19 protein-coding genes are annotated in these 21,494 nt (G+C 44.6%); 15 read left to right on the top strand and 4 right to left on the bottom strand.

The annotated features are described in order from the left end of the window. The first annotated feature begins 79 nt into the window (after positions 1-79). On the top strand, positions 80-1,225 hold the full coding sequence (dnaJ, locus tag QQK21_RS16525; protein ID WP_284193291.1) for a molecular chaperone DnaJ: 1,146 nt from the start codon (positions 80-82) through the stop codon (positions 1,223-1,225). Between the two features lie 42 nt (positions 1,226-1,267). Here the strand turns inward: dnaJ and QQK21_RS16520 are convergent, their stop codons facing one another. Next, complete coding sequence (locus QQK21_RS16520) at positions 1,268-1,702, bottom strand: type IV pilin protein (protein ID WP_284193290.1); 435 nt, start codon at positions 1,700-1,702, stop codon at positions 1,268-1,270. 107 nt (positions 1,703-1,809) lie between these two features. Here QQK21_RS16520 and QQK21_RS16515 point away from each other — a divergent pair, with 107 nt between their 5' ends. From QQK21_RS16515 to tadA, 5 genes are all read left to right on the top strand, one after another. Beyond that, positions 1,810-2,301, top strand: a complete 492-nt coding sequence (locus QQK21_RS16515) for a GspH/FimT family pseudopilin (protein WP_284193289.1) — start codon at positions 1,810-1,812, stop codon at positions 2,299-2,301. Then, positions 2,295-2,936 (top strand): PilW family protein, encoded by a 642-nt coding sequence (locus tag QQK21_RS16510; protein WP_284193288.1) that lies wholly within the window; start codon positions 2,295-2,297, stop codon positions 2,934-2,936. Before QQK21_RS16515 ends, QQK21_RS16510 begins: the two co-directional genes overlap by 7 nt. 1 nt (position 2,937) lies before the next feature. Next, a complete protein-coding gene (locus QQK21_RS16505; protein WP_284193287.1) occupies positions 2,938-4,230 on the top strand; it encodes a hypothetical protein in 1,293 nt (430 codons plus the stop codon). Continuing rightward, a complete protein-coding gene (locus QQK21_RS16500) occupies positions 4,220-4,615 on the top strand; it encodes a type IV pilus modification PilV family protein (protein WP_284193286.1) in 396 nt (131 codons plus the stop codon). Before QQK21_RS16505 ends, QQK21_RS16500 begins: the two co-directional genes overlap by 11 nt. A 100-nt stretch (positions 4,616-4,715) precedes the next feature. Beyond that, complete coding sequence (gene tadA / locus QQK21_RS16495) at positions 4,716-5,216, top strand: tRNA adenosine(34) deaminase TadA (RefSeq protein WP_284193285.1); 501 nt, start codon at positions 4,716-4,718, stop codon at positions 5,214-5,216. A 103-nt stretch (positions 5,217-5,319) separates the two neighbouring features. Here tadA and QQK21_RS16490 read toward each other — a convergent pair whose 3' ends face one another. Both QQK21_RS16490 and mltF read right to left on the bottom strand, forming a co-directional pair. Further along, on the bottom strand, positions 5,320-5,454 hold the full coding sequence (locus QQK21_RS16490) for a hypothetical protein (protein ID WP_284193284.1): 135 nt from the start codon (positions 5,452-5,454) through the stop codon (positions 5,320-5,322). Between the two features lie 103 nt (positions 5,455-5,557). Then, positions 5,558-7,078, bottom strand: coding sequence for a membrane-bound lytic murein transglycosylase MltF (gene mltF, locus QQK21_RS16485; RefSeq protein ID WP_284193399.1), 1,521 nt, complete (start codon positions 7,076-7,078; stop codon positions 5,558-5,560). Between the two features lie 286 nt (positions 7,079-7,364). Here mltF and purL point away from each other — a divergent pair, with 286 nt between their 5' ends. Continuing rightward, on the top strand, positions 7,365-11,285 hold the full coding sequence (gene purL / locus QQK21_RS16480) for a phosphoribosylformylglycinamidine synthase (RefSeq protein WP_284193283.1): 3,921 nt from the start codon (positions 7,365-7,367) through the stop codon (positions 11,283-11,285). 131 nt (positions 11,286-11,416) lie between these two features. Further along, positions 11,417-11,605, top strand: coding sequence for a DUF4250 domain-containing protein (locus QQK21_RS16475; protein ID WP_284193282.1), 189 nt, complete (start codon positions 11,417-11,419; stop codon positions 11,603-11,605). Between the two features lie 14 nt (positions 11,606-11,619). On the opposite strand, the gene QQK21_RS16470 is transcribed toward QQK21_RS16475, so the two are convergent. Then, entirely contained in the window at positions 11,620-12,009 is a 390-nt protein-coding gene (locus QQK21_RS16470) for a nuclear transport factor 2 family protein (RefSeq protein ID WP_284193281.1), read from the bottom strand. A gap of 379 nt (positions 12,010-12,388) precedes the next feature. On the opposite strand from QQK21_RS16470, the gene QQK21_RS16465 reads away from it, so the two are divergent. The 7 genes from QQK21_RS16465 to QQK21_RS16435 all read left to right on the top strand — a co-directional run bounded on the left by QQK21_RS16465 (position 12,389) and on the right by QQK21_RS16435 (position 21,374). Further along, entirely contained in the window at positions 12,389-14,713 is a 2,325-nt protein-coding gene (locus QQK21_RS16465) for a two-partner secretion domain-containing protein (RefSeq protein WP_284193280.1), read from the top strand. Positions 14,714-14,728: 15 nt separating this feature from the next. After that, positions 14,729-18,946 (top strand): DUF637 domain-containing protein, encoded by a 4,218-nt coding sequence (locus QQK21_RS16460; protein WP_284193279.1) that lies wholly within the window; start codon positions 14,729-14,731, stop codon positions 18,944-18,946. Next, a complete protein-coding gene (locus tag QQK21_RS16455) occupies positions 18,943-19,800 on the top strand; it encodes an immunity 49 family protein (protein WP_284193278.1) in 858 nt (285 codons plus the stop codon). Before QQK21_RS16460 ends, QQK21_RS16455 begins: the two co-directional genes overlap by 4 nt. Before the next feature lie 112 nt (positions 19,801-19,912). Then, complete coding sequence (locus tag QQK21_RS16450; protein WP_284193277.1) at positions 19,913-20,248, top strand: hypothetical protein; 336 nt, start codon at positions 19,913-19,915, stop codon at positions 20,246-20,248. A 32-nt stretch (positions 20,249-20,280) separates the two neighbouring features. Continuing rightward, complete coding sequence (locus QQK21_RS16445) at positions 20,281-20,616, top strand: hypothetical protein (RefSeq protein ID WP_284193276.1); 336 nt, start codon at positions 20,281-20,283, stop codon at positions 20,614-20,616. Positions 20,617-20,626: 10 nt separating this feature from the next. Beyond that, positions 20,627-20,992, top strand: coding sequence for a hypothetical protein (locus QQK21_RS16440; protein ID WP_284193275.1), 366 nt, complete (start codon positions 20,627-20,629; stop codon positions 20,990-20,992). Positions 20,993-21,023: 31 nt separating this feature from the next. Beyond that, positions 21,024-21,374, top strand: coding sequence for a hypothetical protein (locus QQK21_RS16435; RefSeq protein WP_284193274.1), 351 nt, complete (start codon positions 21,024-21,026; stop codon positions 21,372-21,374). Positions 21,375-21,494: the final 120 nt, after the last annotated feature.

Here is a 21,494-nt window from a genome sequence, read left to right as displayed (position 1 = left end):
GGTCTCGAATCCTTATCTAGAATGATATAAACACCAAGCGACAAAGGTCGTTTGCAGTACTAAATTGGTGACGAAGAAAATGTCAAAACGTGATTTTTACGAAGTATTAGGCGTTGGCCGCGATGCATCAGAGCGTGATATTAAAAAGGCCTACAAGCGCCTTGCAATGAAGTTCCACCCCGATCGTAATCAGGGTGACGAGACGGCGTCTGATAAATTTAAAGAAGTAAAAGAAGCGTACGAAGTCTTGCTTGATCCACAGAAAAAAGCAGCGTACGACCAATACGGACATGCTGCATTTGAGCAAGGTGGTATGGGCGGTGGAGGCTTCGGTGGTGGAGCAGGCGCTGACTTTGGCGATATTTTTGGCGATGTATTTGGTGATATCTTTGGTGGTGGTCGCCGAGGCGGTGGTCAGCAACGAGCTCAGCGCGGTGCAGATTTACGCTACAACATGGAATTATCACTTGAAGAAGCGGTGCGTGGCGTCTCTAAAGAGATTGAAGTACCCACTCTTGTTAACTGTGATGTCTGTGATGGTAGCGGGGCGAAAAAAGGGTCAGCGCCGGAAACTTGTGGTACCTGTCATGGCCATGGTCAAGTGCAGATGCGTCAGGGCTTTTTTGCTGTGCAGCAAACCTGTCCAACGTGTCACGGTAAAGGTAAAATCATTAAAGATCCTTGTAACTCATGTCATGGGCAAGGACGCAAACAGAAAACCAAAACGCTCAACGTTAAAATTCCAGCAGGCGTAGACACTGGCGACCGTATCCGCTTATCTGGTGAAGGTGAAGCGGGCGAAATGGGCGCGCCAGCGGGTGATTTGTATGTTCAAGTTCATGTCAAAGAGCACCATATTTTTGAGCGTGATGGCAATAACCTGTACTGCGAAGTGCCAGTGAGCTTTGCTATGGCGGCATTAGGTGGTGAAGTTGAAGTGCCAACATTGGATGGCCGTGTCAATCTTAAAGTACCAACCGAAACACAAACTGGTCGTATGTTCCGTATGCGCGGTAAAGGTGTCAAAGGGGTTCGCGGAGGCGGCATCGGTGATTTGATCGTCAAACTTGTGGTCGAAACGCCGGTTAATTTAAGCAGCCGTCAAAAAGAGCTACTGAAAGAATTTGAAGACTCTTGCGGCGGGGAAGCGGCAACTCGACATAAGCCTAAAGCTGAGGGCTTTTTCAATGGCGTTAAAAAGTTTTTTGATGACCTAACCAGCTAAGCGCTAGCGTGTTTTGAAAGCCTGCAATGAATGCAGGCTTTTTTATTGCCAGCAATCTTTGGGAAACTCTTGGTTACGTGCATCGATGCTCAAATAATCGCTGTTATTTGCAACGAGGCAGTTGTCTAAAGTCTGCTGACTTTGCTCTTGTGCTATGGCTTTAATGAGATAGTTTGCATCAGAATCATTGTGTATTTCAAAGCGAAAATGTTCTGGCTTTGAGCGACAGATTTGGCATCTCCCTTCAACTATCAAATTTTCCCATTCATCACCCTGATTGTCGCGATACTCAAGTTCCAATTGCAGTTTGATGAGATCGCTGATCGCTGTGGTTCGGTGTGCAGATCTTAGTTGCTGCTGATAGTTGGGGTAAGCGAGCAGCGCCAGCAGACTGACCAAAACCATCACGACTAATAGCTCGATTAAGGTCATGGCATTTAAACTTTTTTTACTAAGTTTGCACTTATTTGTACCCATTGTCTCGAATCTTACTCAAGGTTGAACTTACTGTATTGTTGAGCAGTGTTAACATCCAACCAAGTATGGGTTTTCAGCACATCGATGGTTGCAGGAGAAGTTGAGAAATGCCTCGTGGATTTACCTTACCCGAGTTGGTTTTGGTGCTTGGATTGATGAGCTTGACTCTGTTATGGGCGATACCCAGTGTTCGTTCTGTTTCGGAAACCACCATGATGATACGCCTTGCCAGTGAATTACGAGGATTGATACTGCTGGCTAAATCTCAGGCAATATTGCGTAGGCAGACGCTTTGGATTCATGTCAGTGAAACCGATTTAAATTGGCAGCTAAAGCTTGCCGATGATCAGGAAATGGCGCACGCAACGGTATTAATGCAGCTTTCGGGGCAATCTTTTCAAGGTATCACGCTGAGCTCAAATTACAGCGCAAATCGAATCCGTTTTGATGCCAGCCACGGTAGACCCAAAAGTGGCCGATTAGTCTTTTATCCCAAGTCGAATCCCGAGCTGCTACTTGAGCTTAGAACGCATTTTCGCTCGGCAATTGTTCGGGTGTGCGCGCCTGATACAGCACGTTTAGGCTATGACGTGTGTTGACGTATAAAAGGCAATGCGTGGGAATGACCTTGGTTGAATGCCTTGTGTCTATGGCGATGAGTGTGTTAGTTATCATGGCGCTCATCAGTTTACTGCTACACAATGCGAAAATCGCCAATGCGAGCAATAAACGCAGATTACTGATACAAAGTACTCATAGCGTCGTACAGATGATGAAGCAGGATTTGTATCGAGCGGGGTATGGAGGAGAGTTAGGCCAAAGCATCAAAGTGTTAGGAGCCGATGATGTGTATCATGTTATTTCGCAGCCCAATACTTCTCTTGTTGCTTACGCCTATCTTGCTGGCGAACTAGGCACTGAAGAAGCGTATACCAACGTGGTTTATCAGCGTGATGAGCGCTACCCAAATCAACTTAGAATATGCGAAATCAAGCTGCCACGGGTGATGTCTCGCATTGAGGCTCAAGCCTTTAACGCGCATTTTGGCAACACATGCAATACCTTATTTGATCACAAGCAAATCCTTGTCACCGCATTCGATGTCAACAAACAAACCTTAATTGCTGGCTCGACTTTATCTCAGTTACTACTCATCAGTGTCACCACGGCTCTGACCCGTTGGCCAGAAAAAAATATCTCCGTTTCGTTTTCTATTCGTTCTAGGAATCCTTAACATGAAACCTGAGTATGGTGCGACCACCATTATTATGACCAGCCTGATGTTAGGTTTGCTGCTTATGCTGGTAATGGCAAATGCCAAGGGCTTATTATATCAAATTAAGCACAGCAATGATTATCTTGATAGTCGCCGCTCATATTGGCGGGCAGAAGGTGGACTGGAATGTGCCTACGCCAAGATGCGGCGAACAGGCCAGTTGGCACAAAACCTGAGTGATTGCATCGCTTTACTTGATTTGGATGAGCTGATAATTGAACAGCAAAGGCCTAATATTATACGCTCCAGCAGTGGTTACGTCAGATTAAGCAAAGCTTTTTACCTACCAGAGCTCCAGATCAAAAGCCCTATTACGACTCGGTCACATTTTCTCGTTAATGGGAATTTGAAAGTGGCACCGAGCATAGGTCAAAGGTTGAATCACTCCCAATGGCAGTGCTATTCGCTTCGCTATGCAGGAGCGCTTTTTGCCAAAAGTTTTGCCAGCAAATCCTTGATGTCAAGCCAAGTGGGGCATGGCAACCTTGCTGCCATCCCTTCATCAACACCTCGACGCTGTTCCGATTCGCACTACACCCGCTTAGTGTGGAAGCTTGAAGACACGCAGAAAGACTTTCAGTTTGAGCCCAGCGTTGATCCTTTTAAGGAGGTATTTAATGTTGAGCGAAGCGAGTGGTTTAGTGTGATGTCGGACACATCGCGATTGGCTTATGTGCCTCACTCACTGAGAGACTCTATACCGAGTCATGCTGACAGATTGCCCAAAGCGACATTTAACCAAAATTGTGCTGAAAGCATTATCAGTTTAGTCAGAGCTTCTCACGATCTTATCTGGGTGTTTGGTGGGTGTGAGTTGAACGAGCCAGATATCCATGCTCTCAATCTTGCCATCGACAGTTACTTGGAATCGGGTTTAATGGTGGTTTTTCACAATGGGATCGTCTCCATTTCGGCTCAGCAGCCTTTGAAGGGATTTATCTACCATTTGGTTACGTCTGGCATCCACACTCAATATACTGATTGGCCCAAGACACGGGTTAGCCGCCCTCCGTCTATCTTAAATCACACCATAGCGCAGTTATCCTCAGTGGCTCAGCTAAGCGAGGAGACGGTGAGTTATTTTCAACATGGCCATTTTTATCCGCTTGGCGGATTGGTGCTGGATGCTCCAAATAGCTACGCTTTGGTTAGTGGGGGACTGAATACCGAGTACCGCCAGCAGGTAACGCAAGCTGTTGCAAGAGACTTCCATTTCTTATCATGGGCAGCAGGCAGTTGGTATGATTTCTAAGCAGACAGGTACGAGTTTAGTTGAAGTCTTGGTTGCGCTAGCGATAGTTGCACTAAGTGGGATTGGACTGGTGAAGTTCCATATTGATATTGAAACGAAAGCTGGCGCGGCTGAGAAAAAATGGGCTGCTGTTCACTTAGCTGAGGCCAGTTTAGAAACTTTTTCCGCTTATGGTCATTGGCCAGAGCATTGTGAGATTAAGGCTCAATGCGACGTATCTGATGATGGTCAGTATCAGGTCCTCTGTTTGGTTGAGCCTATTCTGATTGATGGGGCGCAAGTGAAGCAAGTGCAGGTTCAAGTGTGTTGGCAAGATGGAAAACATCGTGTGCTATCGGTCAGGCTCAATAGTGTGTTTGCTGGGCATACAATGGCAAAGCCTTAACGAAACCGTGTTAATCGCAAAGCGGCGCTTTGGACACTTTTACTTATCTTGCGTTAATTGTAAAATTATCGAGTACCAAACGAAATAGGTAGGTTCTCCTTTGTCACAATCTAAATTTAACGAACAAGATCATCTGTTTATGCGTAGAGCCATGGAGCTGGCGGCTCAGGCCGAGCGACAAGGAGAAGTCCCTGTTGGGGCCGTTTTGGTCAGAGAAGGAGAGATTATTGCCGAAGGTTGGAATCAGTCTATTTCTCATCACGACGCCACAGCCCATGCGGAAATGCAAGTGCTGCGCAAAGCGGGTCAGATAATTAAAAATTATCGACTACTGGATACCACGCTTTACGTGACGCTTGAACCTTGCCCAATGTGCGCAGGAGCCTTACTTCATAGCAGAGTAAAGCGAATTGTTTTTGGTGCGCCAGATTTAAAAGCGGGTGCTGCGGGCACAGTACTAAATTTGTTCGAACATCAAGCAGCGTATCACTATGCTGAGATAGAGCAGGGCTTGCTAGAGGATGAATGCCGTGAGCAGCTTCAAGCTTTTTTTCAACGTCGCCGTAAAGAAAAGAAAGCACTCAAGCAGAGTAAAGGGTAGAAAGTGGGGCCTTTCGAGAGCCTGTTCTTTTGCATTGAAAAGTTGGATTTGAAAAGATTCAGGCTCTGCCAATCGTGATTAATATGGGGGTAGGTCACTGTGCCTAGGCACAGATAAGCTGCATAAAAGCTCTATGACGTGCAATCACTTTTTTCTTATTGTTGCTTAGCATCCTTTTACGGCGATTCGCAGCAACGGTTTTATTAAGGCGTCTTGACTGAACTACGCGTCTACGCATGAAAACACCCTCCTACTTGGGGTTAGATTAAAGACAAATTACTATGTATGGGCGAAGTGTGATAATTCAAGTGCTAAGTCGCACTTGAATTATGAAACTTTGATTACTCTTGGAGTTGCTCTGATATTGGCTCTTGGTCGTCTTCTTCCAACTCAGTTTGTTGTTCAAGTTCTATCGGCTCAATGACAGCCAAGTCATCAATACTACCGTCGTTATCCTCTATGGGCTTTTGATCAATATGGCCGATGATGCTTTGATAGTAACGACGAATATTTTCGACATAATTTTTCGCTTCATCTCCTCTTGCATAACCATACTCAGTTTGGCTGAAGTATTTCTTTTGCCTCAGTAAGGGCAACCGATCTTTCACATCGGCCCATGAGTCGGGATTGGCACCTTGTTTTTTGGTTAATCTTCTGGCGTCCATCATATGTCCATAGCCGACATTGTAGGCCGCAAGAGCGAACCATATCTTCTCATGCATGGCGATAGATTCAGGAATACGAGAAGCGATACGGCGCAAATACTCAACGCCGCCTCGCACCGATTGTTGTGGATCAAGGCGGTTGGTTACACCGACACTTTTGGCTGTCGGTAAGGTTAACATCATCATACCCCGCACTCCTGTAGGTGATTTTGCGCGCGGGTTCCAGTGAGATTCTTGATAGGCGAGAGCTGCGACTAATCGCCAGTCAAATTCATCCGAATATTGTTTAAACAGTGGCGCCCACTTTGGTAACTTGCTGTTTAAAGCGCGGATAAACGCTCGAGTATCTACATAATCAAAACTGCCAACATGGCCGATGTATTTTTCTTCGAGCGCGGCAAGGTGGCCTGATTGTTTGGTGTAACCAAAAAATTCAATTAATAGTGCGTAGAGGCTTTCATCTTCAGAGCGGCGTACAAACCATGAAATGGGCTGGTCTTCAGTCAGCTCAAACGCAACGGCGATTTCGGGATAAATACGTTGTGAAAGAGAAAGTTCCACAGAGTCTGCGACGGTAAACATCAATTCACCTTGAGCGACTTGTTTAAGTAAGTCGCTGACTTCGGCTTCTGGATCAACTTCAAAGACAAAATCGGGATGTTGATGTTCTCGTATTGTGTTTAAGGTCTGTTTGATATGTGAGTCACTGACGATTTTAAGTGTGGCGGCTTGTTCACCATCACTGTTATGTTTGCTGACCAGCTGCTCGAGTGTTCTGGGTCTCCAATTGCCTTTTTTGTATATGACTTGCTGGCTCACATAGTAATACGCGGGGCCCGGACGAAAGCGCGCCATACGCTCTGGGGATGAGACAAGTCCCGCTGCAATAATATCAATTTCGCCATTTTCAAGAGCAGGATAGAGTGATGAGATCCGAAAAGCGGGTTTCATCTCAAGCTGAACGCCGAGCTCGTTAGCAAATTCTCGCGCTAGCTCATAATCCAAACCCGCCGGACCATCTGGACCGATATAATAGGAAAGCTGATTGTTTAAGGTCCCCACACGCAATACGCCACGCTCACGAATCTGATCTAAATCGCTTTTGGGTTCAGATTCGATTTGGCAGCCAGACAATATTAGGGCGGAAAACAGCAGTATGCCTAAGGTTGTCCAGGGGGTTAAGTAATGCTTCTTCATTGACCACATTCTCTTATTTCCATTAAGAGCAGTTATATCAGAGTGTCGTGACAAGGCAAGTCAATCACGACTCGTTGCGACTAAAGATTTATATTTGCGATTGTTGCGGTAATTCAAATTTGCTGAAAAAAATGACGCAAACGGTTGCTTTTGGTGTTACATCACAAAACTAAATCCTTTATAATGCGCTCGTAAACGTGAGGTAGCATCGGCATAAGTTTGCAAGGTATTGATATAACCTTTTGAATCTATTCCCATATTACCTTAATACAAGAGACCTAAGCACATGAGAATTTTGCGTGGCTCCCCAGCTCTTTCTGAGTTTCGTGTTAACAAACTACTCGAACTTTGCCGTGAACAAGACTTACCTGTTATAGGAGTTTACGCTGAGTTTATGCATTTTGCTGATCTAACTGACGACCTAGACACGTCTGAGCTTGAGAAACTGGAAAAGCTTTTGACTTATGGGCCGACAATAGAAGAGCATGAGCCGCAAGGTCTGTTGCTTTTGGTAACACCGCGTCTGGGCACTATCTCTCCTTGGTCTTCAAAATCCACCGATATTGCCAATAACTGTGGCCTTTGCAAAATCAAACGTCTAGAGCGTGGTACGGCCTATTATTTGGACACATCGAGCCAGTTGTCAGAAACGCAGTTAAACCAAGTGAAAGCCATTATTCATGATCGCATGATGGAAGTGGTATTTACTGATTTTGAAGCCGCATCGGCCCTATTCACGGTTGCAGAGCCAGCGCCTGTTGCTGATGTTGACATTCTAAGTGGTGGACGAGCCGCACTTGAAAAGGCAAACGTCGCGCTAGGTCTAGCATTAGCAGAAGATGAAATCGACTACTTGGTTGAAAACTTCACCAAACTTGGTCGCAACCCCAATGATATTGAGCTTATGATGTTTGCACAGGCGAACTCTGAGCATTGCCGACATAAAATCTTTAATGCAGATTGGACCATTGATGGTGTTGAGCAGCCCAAATCTCTGTTTAAGATGATTAAAAACACCTATGAGACAACCCCTGAGCACGTTTTATCCGCTTATAAAGATAACGCGGCGGTAATGACAGGTTCGAAAATCGGTCGTTTCTTCCCTGATCCAAGTTCGCGTCAATATACTTATCATCACGAAGATGCGCACATCTTGATGAAGGTTGAAACTCACAACCACCCAACGGCCATTTCGCCATGGCCAGGTGCGTCAACCGGTTCTGGCGGTGAAATTCGTGATGAAGGCGCAACCGGAATTGGCGGCAAGCCCAAAGCCGGTTTGGTGGGTTTTACTACCTCTAATTTGCGTATTCCGGGCTTTGAGCAGCCTTGGGAAACGGATTTTGGTAAGCCTGATCGCATCGTTAACGCATTGGACATCATGCTAGAAGGCCCACTTGGTGGCGCTGCATTTAACAATGAATTCGGTCGTCCTAACCTACTAGGCTATTTCCGTACCTACGAAGAGAAAGTGACGTCTCATGCAGGTGAAGAGGTACGCGGTTATCATAAGCCCATTATGATCGCTGGTGGTATGGGCAATATTCGCGATGAGCATGTGCAGAAAAAAGAGATCCCTGTTGGTGCGAGTTTAATTGTACTTGGCGGTCCAGCGATGAATATTGGTCTTGGCGGCGGCGCGGCATCGTCAATGGCCTCAGGCCAATCAGCAGAAGATTTAGACTTTGCTTCAGTGCAACGTGAAAACCCTGAAATGGAACGTCGCTGTCAGGAAGTTATCGACCGCTGCTGGCAACTCGGTGACAAAAACCCCATCGCCTTTATCCATGATGTCGGTGCAGGCGGCATTTCTAATGCTTTGCCAGAGCTTGTCAATGATGGTGAACGCGGTGGTAAATTCCAGTTGCGTGATGTGCCTAATGATGAGCCGGGAATGAGCCCACTTGAGATTTGGTGTAATGAATCTCAAGAGCGCTACGTATTGGCAGTTGCCAAAGAGGATATGCCTGTTTTTGAAGCGATTTGTCAACGTGAACGTGCCCCATACGCTGTGGTTGGTGAGGCTACAAAGGAGCGGCATCTTACTTTAGAAGACGCACATTTCGATAATACACCTATCGATATGCCGATGGATATCTTACTTGGTAAGCCACCTAAGATGCATCGTGAAGCCACCACACTGAAAGTGGATAGCCCTGCTATTGAGCGTAAGAATATTGAAATCGACCAAGCGCTGGATCGCGTATTACGCCTTCCTGCGGTTGCCGAAAAAACCTTTTTGATCACCATTGGCGATCGCAGCGTGACAGGTTTAGTGGCGCGTGATCAAATGGTGGGTCCTTGGCAAGTACCTGTAGCGAACTGCGCGGTGACTGCGGCAAGTTATGACACCTACCACGGCGAAGCGATGTCAATGGGCGAGCGCACCCCCGTCGCTCTACTTGATTTTGCTGCCTCTGCTCGCTTAGCTGTGGGTGAGGCATTAACGAACATTGCGGCAACCGATATTGGTGATATCAAGCATATCAAGCTCTCTGCTAACTGGATGTCGCCAGCGGGTCACCCAGGTGAAGATGCGGGCTTATACCAAGCCGTGAAAGCCGTGGGTGAAGAGCTGTGTCCTGCACTTGGTTTGACCATTCCGGTTGGTAAAGACTCTATGTCAATGAAAACCCAGTGGCAGGATAAAGGTGAAGATAAGCAAGTGACCTCACCATTATCCCTAGTGATCACCGCCTTTGGCCGCGTCGAAGATGTGCGTAAAACCGTGACGCCTCAGCTTCTTACTCCAGCGACCTCTGAAGGGCTCGGTGACACGTCACTCGTGTTTATCGATTTGGGTAACGGTCAAAACCGCCTTGGTGCGACGGCGCTTGCGCAAGTATACAAGCAATTGGGTGATAAACCTGCCGATGTGGATAACGCAGACCAGCTCAAAGGCTTCTTTGATGCGATGCAGACTCTGGTTCGCAAAGACAAATTGCTGGCTTACCATGACAAAGGTGATGGTGGACTTGTGGTGACTCTGGCTGAAATGGCTTTTGCAGGTCATTGCGGCGTGCGCGTTGATCTGGCAAATATTGCCAGCACATCAGAGCAAGACGTTTTAGCGACCTTGTTTAACGAAGAGCTTGGTGCTGTAGTGCAAGTAAGCAGCGATGAATTAGACTCGGTACTGTCTACTTTAGCCGCTCACGGCCTTGAAAATTGTACGCATGTTATTGGTCGCGTAGAGGCGTCAGATAAGTTCGTCATTACATCGGGTGATGAGGTCGTGCTTGAGCGCTCTCGTACAGAGCTTCGCACTATTTGGGCGGAAACAACGCACAAGATGCAAGCACTGCGCGATAACCCAGCGTGTGCTGACCAAGAGTTTGCTGCCAAACAAGATGATGCCGATCCTGGCTTGAATGTGTCGTTAAGCTTTGATGTTAATCAGGACATCGCGGCACCTTATATTGCCACTGGCGCGCGGCCGAAAATGGCCATCTTGCGCGAGCAAGGGGTGAATTCCCATGTTGAAATGGCCGCAGCCTTTGATAGAGCCGGTTTTGACGCTACCGATATTCACATGAGCGACATCCTGACAGGTCAAGTAGCGCTGGATGAATACCACGGTCTTGTGGCGTGTGGCGGCTTCTCATACGGTGACGTATTAGGCGCAGGTGAAGGCTGGGCGAAGTCTATTTTGTTTAACGATGGGGCTCGTGAGCAATTTGAAACCTTCTTTACCCGTGAAAATACCTTTTCACTCGGCGTGTGTAACGGCTGTCAGATGTTGTCGAACCTTAAGAGTTTGATTCCGGGTGCAGAGCTGTGGCCAAGGTTTGTCCGCAATGAATCGGAGCGTTTTGAAGCGCGTTTTAGTTTGGTTGAAGTGCAAAAGTCTGATTCGGTCTTTTTTGACGGCATGGCAGGCTCACGGATGCCAATTGCGGTGTCACATGGTGAAGGGCGAGTGGAAGTCTCTGGTAGTGATCACCTTGCGGCGATTGAGCAATCAGGCACAGTTGCGGTTCGTTATGTCGACAACTTCGGCAAACCGACTCAGCAATATCCGAATAACCCGAATGGCTCGCCAAATGCCATTACAGGTTTAACGACTCAAGATGGCCGCGTCACCATTATGATGCCACACCCAGAGCGAGTATTCCGCACTGTCGCGAACTCATGGGCGCCAGAAGGTTGGGGTGAAAATGGTGCTTGGATGCGTATGTTCCAAAATGCGCGCAAAAACCTTGGTTAACTGAGTAAAGTTTAAAATCACAAACTCTAAGCGCAGGTCATTGGCCTGCGCTTTGTTTTATGAAAGGTGGGCTATTAGGAAACCAAGGTGTTTTTGATATAGTAAGCGAGTTAATACATTAAGGAATACCAATGAGCCTAGAAAATTTTGAGACCATGGATACCTTTATCCTACTTAGCATGGTGAACATGAAACTTCGTGATGAATTTGGCGACTTAGACAGCTTAGTGAAATTTTATGATATTGATAAGACTAAACTAATCGATAAACTTGCCAACGCGGGCTTTGAATATTTAACCGAAGCCAAGCAGTTTCGCTAAGCCTTTGGCCGCTCTTAGTGGCGGCTGCCCAAATCTTCATCTTTTGCTTGCCCTTCGATCATCCGAGTCAGCTCCTGACAGCGAACAATTTTTCCCTCAAAAAGAGTGAAGTGGGCAAGTACCTCAAATTTGACACTTTCCCCATCCACCTTATCGGCCGACACATGGTGGTGAGTAAACACATGCTCCTTTTCGGCTGCGCAGGCAAGCACAGTCACGCGCCTATTTTTTGTGTCTTTTTTCAGCTTGGCCACATGCGCGACAAATTCGGCGTAGCCTAACTCTACACCATTGACGGTTTGTTGATAACTCGGGGCAAAGTACTGCTCAATTTCGGTTTGATCAAATTCTGGGGTAGTAAGCAGCACTTGCAGCGCATTTAAGGTGATTGCTTGGTTGTCCATCGCTTTTCTCCTCATTGGTATGGATGGGATACAAATTACCGAAATACACACTAGCGAGATTTCGATGTTAAGACAATCAGTCTATCTATTCGGCCAACAGTTAATGGGGAGAGAATTGTGATGTTTGGCCATTCAGGATGAGGTGATCGCAAAAAATTCTCTTATTTAAGATTTGCCTAATTTAAGCGACTGAAAGAATAAATAAAAATAATAAATTTATTGTGAGCAATATCAGTCCTCTGCAAATGATATGTTGAACATATATAAAAAAAGATTAGAATTTGTCATTTTGTATAAAAATCCCTTTTTACTGCTGGAGACTATAAGTTCCATTAACTATCCCCAGCCTCACCTTCGTAAATAAAATGATAACTGACCAATGAAAAATAAAATTTTTCCTGTTGTGAAAATAGTGATGTGTCGCTTTGCTTTGCTGACTTTGTTTGCAGGTTTTAGTGTTCATGCGGGTGTCACAACACCTCTAAGTGGTTCTGGGGCGAATACTCCTGATATCATTAAAACCTCGACAAAATATTTGGTAAAAATTTCTAAATCCAACGAGTATGGCTATTCACTGAATACGTTCAGTGAGCTTGATACAAAAGATAAAACTTTAGTACTTGCCAATTCACTTCAAATGAATCCTAAGCTTTCGGGTTCACCCGCTCAAACAATTGTCCTTGCCTTAAATGCTAATCAGATAGCTTCATTCTCTGAGATTAAAGTTGAAGGGCGAGCGGCAGATGTTGTCATTCTGGCGCCTAAAGGCATACGTTGTGACGGTTGCTCTGTGACTAATGCTGAGCGAGTTACCTTAGCTACAGGCGAGGGGATCTATGAGAGTGGTGAGTTAACCAGTATCGCTTTATCTTCAGGTGAAATTTCGGTCACTGGCTTAGGTTTTTCAGCAAACCAGAGTAGCTTGGTTGATCTGGCTGCAGGAAAAGTGACTATCGATGCACCTTTCACTACCAATATGAAAGGTCGAGTGGTAACACGCGCTAATAAAGAAGTAAAAGAAATCGATACCGCTGGTACCTTGCAGGTCTCAAATGGAGATGTGCAAATTATAGTGGGAGATAATGCATTTCGTTACAGTGACCGCCAGTCAGATGCCAGTTTTAATACCTTTTCCGGTACTGCGCTTACTTTAACTTCGAATGCTGATATTGCAGTTGGAAACTTACATCTAGAATCGACCTACGCGCAAGGTGATGTGTCAATAGATGGCCGTATTCTCGCCAATGGCGCATGGACATATGTTGGCCGCTACAACAATCAATCTATCGTTCCTCTTGAGTCAGTTAATGTCAAATCTAATGGTGACATCCTCATCTATGACCAAATTATTGCTGCCAATAAGGTCGACCTTGAATCTACCCAAGATATACGCATCATTCCTGAAGGTGGAGTCGCTCGGTTTGGCATTGATAATATCCGTGCTGCCGAGATAAATATTGCTGCTGTCGGTACCGTTGAAAGTACCGGTGCAATTTTGGGAGAAAGCGTTTATTTATCGGCTCGGCAAGTGGTAAACGAAGGTGATGTTGAAGCATCGCGCGATATTTATATCAATGGTGAAGAAGAGATCAGAAACCAGTTTGGCGGTGTGTTACTGAGTGAAAATATTTTGCTAAAGTCAGACCATGATGTAGTAAATGGTTCGCTATACCCATTTCGACTTTTGCCAAAAGATGACCCTGCTACAGCGGGAGTACAGGCACTTTCCAGAGCTAGCTCAATAAATGAAAAGCGAGTTGGTGCGCGTTTATCGGTACCGCCGCCACCAGAAACAATGATGCCAGTTGAAGTAGCAACACTTGAGGCCTTTATTCTGGGACAGAACATCCGCATTGAAGCGAATCAATTTACTAATGGTAATCCATACCATATTGAACGTCAGTCAGTTGAGGTTCCTGAACTGTTACTTGAATACAATAAAAGCAGCCAAGTTATTGTATCAGCAGAAAATACTTTAGATCTTAGACTTAAAGAGCGTTTTTGGAACATGTCATCCATTGCTGAATCTTGGACTGGGAATACAGTAATCGAAGCGCCTTTAATTGACAATGAACGCTATTATTTATGGGCCGATACTTTTACTTATACTGAAGATGTACCCAGAAGTTCTACCTGTGAAAGGTATATTTTCGGTAGGTTTTGTATTAGAAGATCTAACCCGCAAGATGTTTCAATAAAAAAATATCACCAATATATTAAGGCCTTATCTCCCCAAGCCAGAATTAATACTGGAGGGAGTCTGATTTTATCATCTCAGTCCCTTAACAACGAGCACAGTGCAGTTGAAGTGAAAAAAGATGTGGTAGGAACAGTAAATAATGTCTGGATGGAAGGCTTAAGTTTACGTGATATCTGGGAAACCACAACCGTGACTCATCACAGCAGAACTTATTGTACCAAAAAAATCTGGCGCAAATGTATTAGGAGAAAAACAGATCACTGGACCACATCTAGGACTGATTTAACCAAAAATGAGGTAACGGCGCAATTTCCATTTGTGTTTTATGTTGATGGCCATATAAACCAAGGCTTTGGTAAATGGAACGTGAATATGCGCGATATTATTTTTGGCCCATATGCTACATCAGATAAACCTGTACCTAAGCCAAAGCCAAGTAAGTATATTCCAATTATTAACTCTGGAATCACCTTCTTTATCCTTAATCCAAATTTTAAAGCATAAAAGGCAGTTGGTTAAATGAGCACAATAAAATCGCCTTTGTGGCAAAAAGTAACCTCGAATGCGTTGCTTGCAACTTTGTTAACACAGTTATCATTTCCTGTGTATGCATCCATCAAAACCAGCGTGGCGCTAGAAGACATTCAATCGGCTATAACCTACAGTGCCCGTTATGAATTAATGGAGTCGGTGGATGAATACCTTTACCGTGGTGCGTTAGAGAAGAATGAACTGGGTGTATTTGATGGTTTTGGCCACTTTTTTACACTTCTTAGAGCAGACCGCCCGGAATTGATCCCTGGCTACCAGCCTGAATCAGAGCAGGATATTGAATTAACCAGTTTACCTCCGCGTTTTGGTTCACCTTATGTTGAGCGCGGTGTTATTCGCCAGCAGATGCAGCAAATATTGAATAAAAGCTGGTTGAGTAAACCTGGCTATTCAAGTTACAACGAACAAACGAAAAAACTGTATGAAAATGCGGTGGATATTGCCAAGCAAAATAATTATCAACTCGGACAACGTTTAACTCAAGCGCAAATCAATGCGCTAACAAAAGACGTTGTTTGGCCAGAAATCCGTGACATCAATGGCCAAAATTACTTGGTGCCATTTTTATACTTAACATCAGCGACGATAGAAGAGCAGCAATTACTTGAATCCACGTTTGTGGCAGAGAGTGCCGAAATTAATACTCAAACTTTTGTGATTGATGGTAGCCGAGTTGAGTTTAAGCACAAAGCGCTTATTGATGTCGAGCAAGACTTTATTAACACCAGAGGCCATATTAGTGGTCAAGAGTTTACGATTCGAACAGGACGCGAGTTACAAAACTTATCTGGTACTATTACTGGCGATGACGTGACTCTTATTGCCAATAAACTGACCAACAACACCTTAGTGACCAGACTTGACTATGGTCATGGCTTTTCCGAGACCTTTAATCAAATTGGCAGCATTTCTGCGCTAGGTAGCCTTAACATTTCCTCAGCAACGGATGTTGTGACCCACGGCGGCGAGTTTAGCTCTCAAGGTGAAATGAAGATCCGAGCGAATGGCAACATTATTCTTGTTCCTCAGGCGAGAAAAGACCAGCGTGCGGAGTCAGGTCAGCGTTGGTCCGATAGTGAGTCGTCCCTAGTTAACTTACAAACGAGTCTTTCTGCGGTTGACACCTTGTCATTGATTGCCGGTGGGCAAGTTTTTATACAGGGAGCAGAAATCCAAAGCCAAGGACTACTGCAAATCCTTGCGGGTCATGGTATTACGCTAAAAAGTGCTGCTGATCTCAAGTCGTTTGATCGCAAATTCGAGGCTGAAAGTGGCGGAGTTTTCGGTACTAAAGAGAGTGAAGCGGAAAGCGGTACAGAAGCAAAAATTGTTCGTACCTTGCTAAAAGCTGGGCAAAGTATGCTGCTTTCTACGGTGCACGGCAATGTGTTACTTGAAGCGGTAACCGTTGACAACAAAGGCATGTCAAAAATTATTGCTGAAAATGGGGCGATTGATTTTGAGCTGGCAAAGTTGCTGGAGTCTTACAGTTATTCAAGTTCGTCTGAAGGATCATTAGCCTACAGGCATAAAGGTCATGGTTATCAACGAGAAGTCGCTTATTACTCCGAGTTTGTCAATAGCGGCGGTTTATTCCTTGATGCCTCGACAGGAGTCAGGATTCAGGTTGCCTCAGGTTCAAAAGATCTTGACCAAACGCTGGCTGAATTGGCGCAAAGCTCAGATTTGGCTTGGATGCAGGAAATTCGTAACAACCCTGAATATAGCGACATAGATTGGGAATCTGTTGAGCTAGTCATGAAAGAATGGGATTACGATCAGTCAGGACTAAGCCCTGCGGCTATGGCTATCTTAGCTATCGCTATGGCCGTTGCGATGGGCCCTGGTGGTCTTGCAATCGCTGGGCCTGGTGCGGGTGCGACGATTACTATCTCTAACGTGGCGCTCGCTGCGGCAGTAAATGCAGGTTTTGGCGCTTTGGTAGTGCAAACATCATCGAGTCTGCTTGCCAATGGGTTTGATGTTAATCAGACCATGAAGCATTTGGCGTCAAAACAGACACTAACGAACCTTGCGACAAGTATGGTAACCGCAGGTGTGTTAAGTGGTTTAGATATCCCTATGTTTGGCGGAGAAAACGGGGCTCAACTATCGCTAAGTGATGTGGTTGATGCTGCTGTTGGCGCGGGCAATGAGCTTGCGGCTCAAGCCATAATGCAGGTGATTAACTCAACCGTCACGACAGGTATTTCAGCACTTGCCAATGGCCATAGCCTTGACGAATTTGGTGACGCTTTTGTGCAAAGCCTTGCTATGTCTGCTGTAATGCGTATTGGTAAAGAGCTGGCTAACGATATCGGAGAGGCGGCAAGTACAGCCGATGGCAAAGCACCAGACATTGATACTGCAACACAATATATCGTACATGCCGCATTAGGCTGCGGGCTCGGTACTGCAATTTCAGGTATTAATGGCGGCAATAGTGATGCGAATCGCACTGGATGTGCATCGGGCGCTGCAGGTGGTGTGATCGGTGAATATGTTGCTAAAACCTATTTAGAAGACATTACTGAGCTTGAAACTGACACTAAAGCCGTAGCTGGAGAGCTTATCGATCATATTCAATCTCAAGGAGCAACGGATTTGTCCCCTGAAGCATTAAAAGCTGAGCTACTAAGCTTGCGAGCTAGAGGGGCTGATATCTCGCGTTTAATGGCGGGTGTGACTGTGTTTGCCTTTGGTGGAAATGTTGATATTGCTATATCAACAGCAGGTAATGCGGCAGAAAACAATGCTCTTCAGCTTCTTTTAGTACTACTTGCATCAGAGGAGTCCATGGCTCTGCTTTCTTCTATGATGCTAGCGTACACAGCCAAAGAATTTGTCATGTCAGTGCCAGAGACCTTTGAGAAGGGGTCAAAGCTCTACCACATGTATACCAGTGGCAATGCAGCTGAAAAAGAAGCCGCCAAACAAGAGATGATCAATCTTGCCTTGCAGTTTGGCTTTGAAACAGCCGTTAGTATTACAATCGGTGGGGCCGTCACAGCGGTTAGCAAAGAAGTATTAAAACAAGCATCGGTCGATGAAATCGCCGGCTACCTTGCTCATAGGTTCTCGATGCAAGGTGATCAGGTTGCGAGTGATGTCTTTAGACAGATCAGCAACAATATCAAATTTAAACAGAATCAGTATGAATTCTACCGTGAGCAAGGTGGCAATGAAAACTATGATACTTGGTCGACAAAATTTGATAATGAAACCTACCAAGCTCTAAAAACGGGCAAAGTATCCTTTGATGACATCAGTTCCGATGGCCTTCCTGATATGGGAGATTACTTCAGATATGTTCAGAAGAACCCCAAAACATCGATTAGTCCAGAACGCTATGCTCAGCAGCGCGAGAACGGATACACAATTGTCGGTCAAGGTTATTGGCAAAGAATCGAAAAACGACAAGCTAATATACCCGATGATCCTAAGTATCATATAAACAAACGCGATATCGACTTGGGTATCGATGCGCAAAAAGATATGGCTGATTTTATGCAGCGAGAGGTGAAGCTACCACCAGACGGACAAATGTTCTCGGTGGAACGTGCCATTGATTTAAGAAAAGAAAAGTATGCACTCGCGCAGAAGCTAAGGCGCGAAAACTTTGCCCAAAATCGTGATCAAGTTCTGGCGTTAGATGCTGAAGTCAGAAATCTAGGCAATGCGTTAGGTGTGGCCCGCTTTGAGCATAATATCCGCTCTGAGTTTGTCTCGGTTAGACCTTTGGCTTTTGAAGTTCCTGGGCGCGGAGAACAAGGACAGCTGGATGGCCTTTATGAGGTGGTGGATAAGTTTGGCGTGAAAAAGCTGATTAGTGGCGAAAGTAAAGCCAGTATTGGCAAACCGCATTACGGCACCCGTCAAGTTGGCACCAATGAGCAAGGTAATATCATTGATGCTAGGCAAGGTAGTGATGAATATCACAAAGCCATTTGGGCTAATATGCAAACAAGGTATGATAGAGCGATGGAAAGTAACAAGTATGATCTTGATTCAAGCTATCGTAATCAAACGGAGCAGTTGGGTGAAACGCTTGATCTCTTAAAAGAATATCAGCGTTCTGGTAGGAGTGATTATATTGAGTACCGTGGCGCTGAGCTTATCTTTAATAAAGATGGTAGTATTAAACGCACTAACAATGTTAAGTTCGAGGTCACGGCATCGCTATGAGAAAAGCATTAAAGTCGCATGTAGGAAATTTGAAAGGTAAACAGCGAGTCTATGACGCGACGTTGAAAAGTTTCCTCAAAATCAACCAAAATGCCTTAGAAGATGAAATCAAAGCGCGCTTTGGTTTTGAAACTGGCTATGAAGATCAGTTTAAGTTATTTGCGATAGGCCATCACTTGCCTTCAATCTCACAGCAAGAGGTGACAGAGCATGTATTGTCTGCCCAGCAATACTTAACCTTATGGCAGCGCACACTGACTCAGCCTGAAGGCGATGTGGTGTCTTTTGCCTATCAAGGTGTCGACTTTGAAGTACCGGCGAGAGGCAAAAAGCAACATATCCCATCACCTGACTGGCTTAACATGGTTTACATAACCATTATTGCAGGGCGATACCATGATCTGAATGCATTGATGGCACTATTGGACAGTAACCAAGTAGAATTTCTTGGAATTAACAGTTCGCTGCACTGTGAAATTGTTTTGCATATGCTTGGCCTTAAGACAAGCGATGATATTTCCGCAGCCATTGAACAGCTGACTGAGCTTATCGAAAATAAAGATACTTCTACTCTGGGAGAGTGGGTGCCTTTTCATTGTATTACTATCACGCTAGGTTTTTTTGATGTCATGCGAGCAGTTCATCAGCAAGATCAGGAAGGCTATCGCAACGCTATGCATCGAGCACTCGAAATGCACAAAGAGTGGTGGACGCATGATGAGGATTTCAGCGGCCGGTTCCAAGGTTATGTGTCTTTGCCTTTGTTAACGGCTGCTCGATATGCCTATGAAAAATTCGGTTTTACCCTCGATTTTGAATCGGGCTATTTACCAACTTATGTGTATTTAAAATAACCTCTTAGTTATTAACAAGTGTTCCACCCATTATTTGGTGGAACACTTTTGGATAACAAATAAAAACATTTCTGCGCTATTGAATGCTGTAAATCTATAAGGAATACACGTTATGAGAGTATTTGCTTTAGCAATGCTGACTATCTTTAGTTTTTCGGTACAAGCACAATCTTCTACTTGTTCAAAAAACTTCCCTTATCATTTTGTAACCAAAGACGGCACATTGGGATTATATCAGGGGAGCGGTGGAGCATGGTGGTATGCGTGCAATATTAGTGAAAAAAAATATGGAGTTACGCCAGAGTCTTGTCGGGCTGCTCTTTCAAGTTACTTGACGGCTAAGGCTCAAGCTAAACCTGTTACTTTTTCTGTTGAGGGGACTTGTGCACCCTTTAATAGTACCAACAGTACTTTTCAAGGGTTTAATTGGTTTGGTGTTTATTGGTAATTAAATTCGTACATAAATTTAGGAACAATATAATGAAATTAAAGCTACTACCATTTCTGTTGATATTTTTTTCAACTTTTTCATTTGCAGATCAATGTACCACTTGGGGATGTATATCAACCATAGAAACATTGTATACAAATGCTGAAGGGGATATTTATATTGGTACACCGCTAGATGAAAGAAAGGCTAATTGTCAGACAGTATCTGGTGTTTATTTTACCCTCAATCCTAATGCTGCAAATGCATCACATATTTATTCTAGTCTCTTATCTGCTTATATGGCAGGTAAAAAAATAGGGCTAAGAATAAAGGAAGGTCATCCCAAATGTGAATTGTCATATGTCAATCTCAAATCTACATATTAGGGATTAGACTGTGAATAATAGAACTAATATTACAAAGTTATTAGGCTTTATTCTAGCCTTGCTCCCAGGTATGGCATATGCAGGTCATACTAACCGTGATGTTACCATTACTCAGATACACCCAATATCATCGAATCGCCCAGCATCACCGAATACTCAAGATACGATCAGAGTGTATGTAAACCCTGCGCCTTGGGGTGATACAGCTTGTCGTCAGGATGCGGCTGATCTATTAAAGGAAGACAGCCACTTGTTGTCATCTTTGTTAATGGCATGGACAACAGGAAAATCGATAAAAATGGAAGTGGATGATCGCAGTGTTCCGACCGGAGGCAATGATATCGTCTGTCAGCTAACTGCGCTTTATATTAAATAGCACTAAACTCTTTTACAATAATGAAACAACGATGAAAAAATTACTTTTTATTTTATGTGGTCTAGTTATTACCACGAATGTATTAGCCGAAGATTATTATCGAAATAGGACCATAGTAGGTGCTGGGATCTACTATAGTGGAGCCAATAGCATCCTATTTATTGATATTGACGGTGATAAATCAGGCATGCCCGCTTGTGCTTCTACACGCCGCCTAGCAATCGATAGTACAGCTCCTAACTTTAAAGAAATGGTAAGTTTTGCTTTAACCGCCTACACATCTAAACAAAATTCTGTTGATATCAATGTTACGCCAACATGTAATTACTGGAGTAACTCACAAGATATAAAAGGTATCAAAATGGGTGTCATGCCTTTTTAAACTAAACCTAAATAGGAGATATTATTGTAATGTTTCCTATATTTTATTGACCAGCCTATGTAGTGGTTTAATGATCCCGGACACCAAATTAGGTGGTAAAGTTTCCACCGTAAAATGAGG

It is taken from the genome of Vibrio zhanjiangensis (assembly GCF_030161235.1).
GTDB classification, from domain to species: Bacteria; Pseudomonadota; Gammaproteobacteria; order Enterobacterales; family Vibrionaceae; genus Vibrio; species Vibrio zhanjiangensis.
This window is presented reverse-complemented; position numbering and strand designations above follow the sequence as displayed.

Excerpts from the sequence above, each read along its gene's own strand:
- dnaJ (WP_284193291.1), top strand. The coding sequence starts at position 80 with ATGTCAAAACGTGATTTTTACGAAGTATTAGGCGTTGGCCGCGATGCA.
- QQK21_RS16520 (WP_284193290.1), bottom strand. The coding sequence starts at position 1,702 with ATGGGTACAAATAAGTGCAAACTTAGTAAAAAAAGTTTAAATGCCATG.
- QQK21_RS16515 (WP_284193289.1), top strand. The coding sequence starts at position 1,810 with ATGCCTCGTGGATTTACCTTACCCGAGTTGGTTTTGGTGCTTGGATTG.
- QQK21_RS16505 (WP_284193287.1), top strand. The coding sequence starts at position 2,938 with ATGAAACCTGAGTATGGTGCGACCACCATTATTATGACCAGCCTGATG.
- QQK21_RS16500 (WP_284193286.1), top strand. The coding sequence starts at position 4,220 with ATGATTTCTAAGCAGACAGGTACGAGTTTAGTTGAAGTCTTGGTTGCG.
- QQK21_RS16490 (WP_284193284.1), bottom strand. The coding sequence starts at position 5,454 with ATGCGTAGACGCGTAGTTCAGTCAAGACGCCTTAATAAAACCGTTGCT.
- mltF (WP_284193399.1), bottom strand. The coding sequence starts at position 7,078 with ATGAAGAAGCATTACTTAACCCCCTGGACAACCTTAGGCATACTGCTG.
- purL (WP_284193283.1), top strand. The coding sequence starts at position 7,365 with ATGAGAATTTTGCGTGGCTCCCCAGCTCTTTCTGAGTTTCGTGTTAAC.
- QQK21_RS16475 (WP_284193282.1), top strand. The coding sequence starts at position 11,417 with ATGAGCCTAGAAAATTTTGAGACCATGGATACCTTTATCCTACTTAGC.
- QQK21_RS16470 (WP_284193281.1), bottom strand. The coding sequence starts at position 12,009 with ATGGACAACCAAGCAATCACCTTAAATGCGCTGCAAGTGCTGCTTACT.
- QQK21_RS16465 (WP_284193280.1), top strand. The coding sequence starts at position 12,389 with ATGAAAAATAAAATTTTTCCTGTTGTGAAAATAGTGATGTGTCGCTTT.
- QQK21_RS16460 (WP_284193279.1), top strand. The coding sequence starts at position 14,729 with ATGAGCACAATAAAATCGCCTTTGTGGCAAAAAGTAACCTCGAATGCG.
- QQK21_RS16455 (WP_284193278.1), top strand. The coding sequence starts at position 18,943 with ATGAGAAAAGCATTAAAGTCGCATGTAGGAAATTTGAAAGGTAAACAG.
- QQK21_RS16450 (WP_284193277.1), top strand. The coding sequence starts at position 19,913 with ATGAGAGTATTTGCTTTAGCAATGCTGACTATCTTTAGTTTTTCGGTA.
- QQK21_RS16445 (WP_284193276.1), top strand. The coding sequence starts at position 20,281 with ATGAAATTAAAGCTACTACCATTTCTGTTGATATTTTTTTCAACTTTT.
- QQK21_RS16435 (WP_284193274.1), top strand. The coding sequence starts at position 21,024 with ATGAAAAAATTACTTTTTATTTTATGTGGTCTAGTTATTACCACGAAT.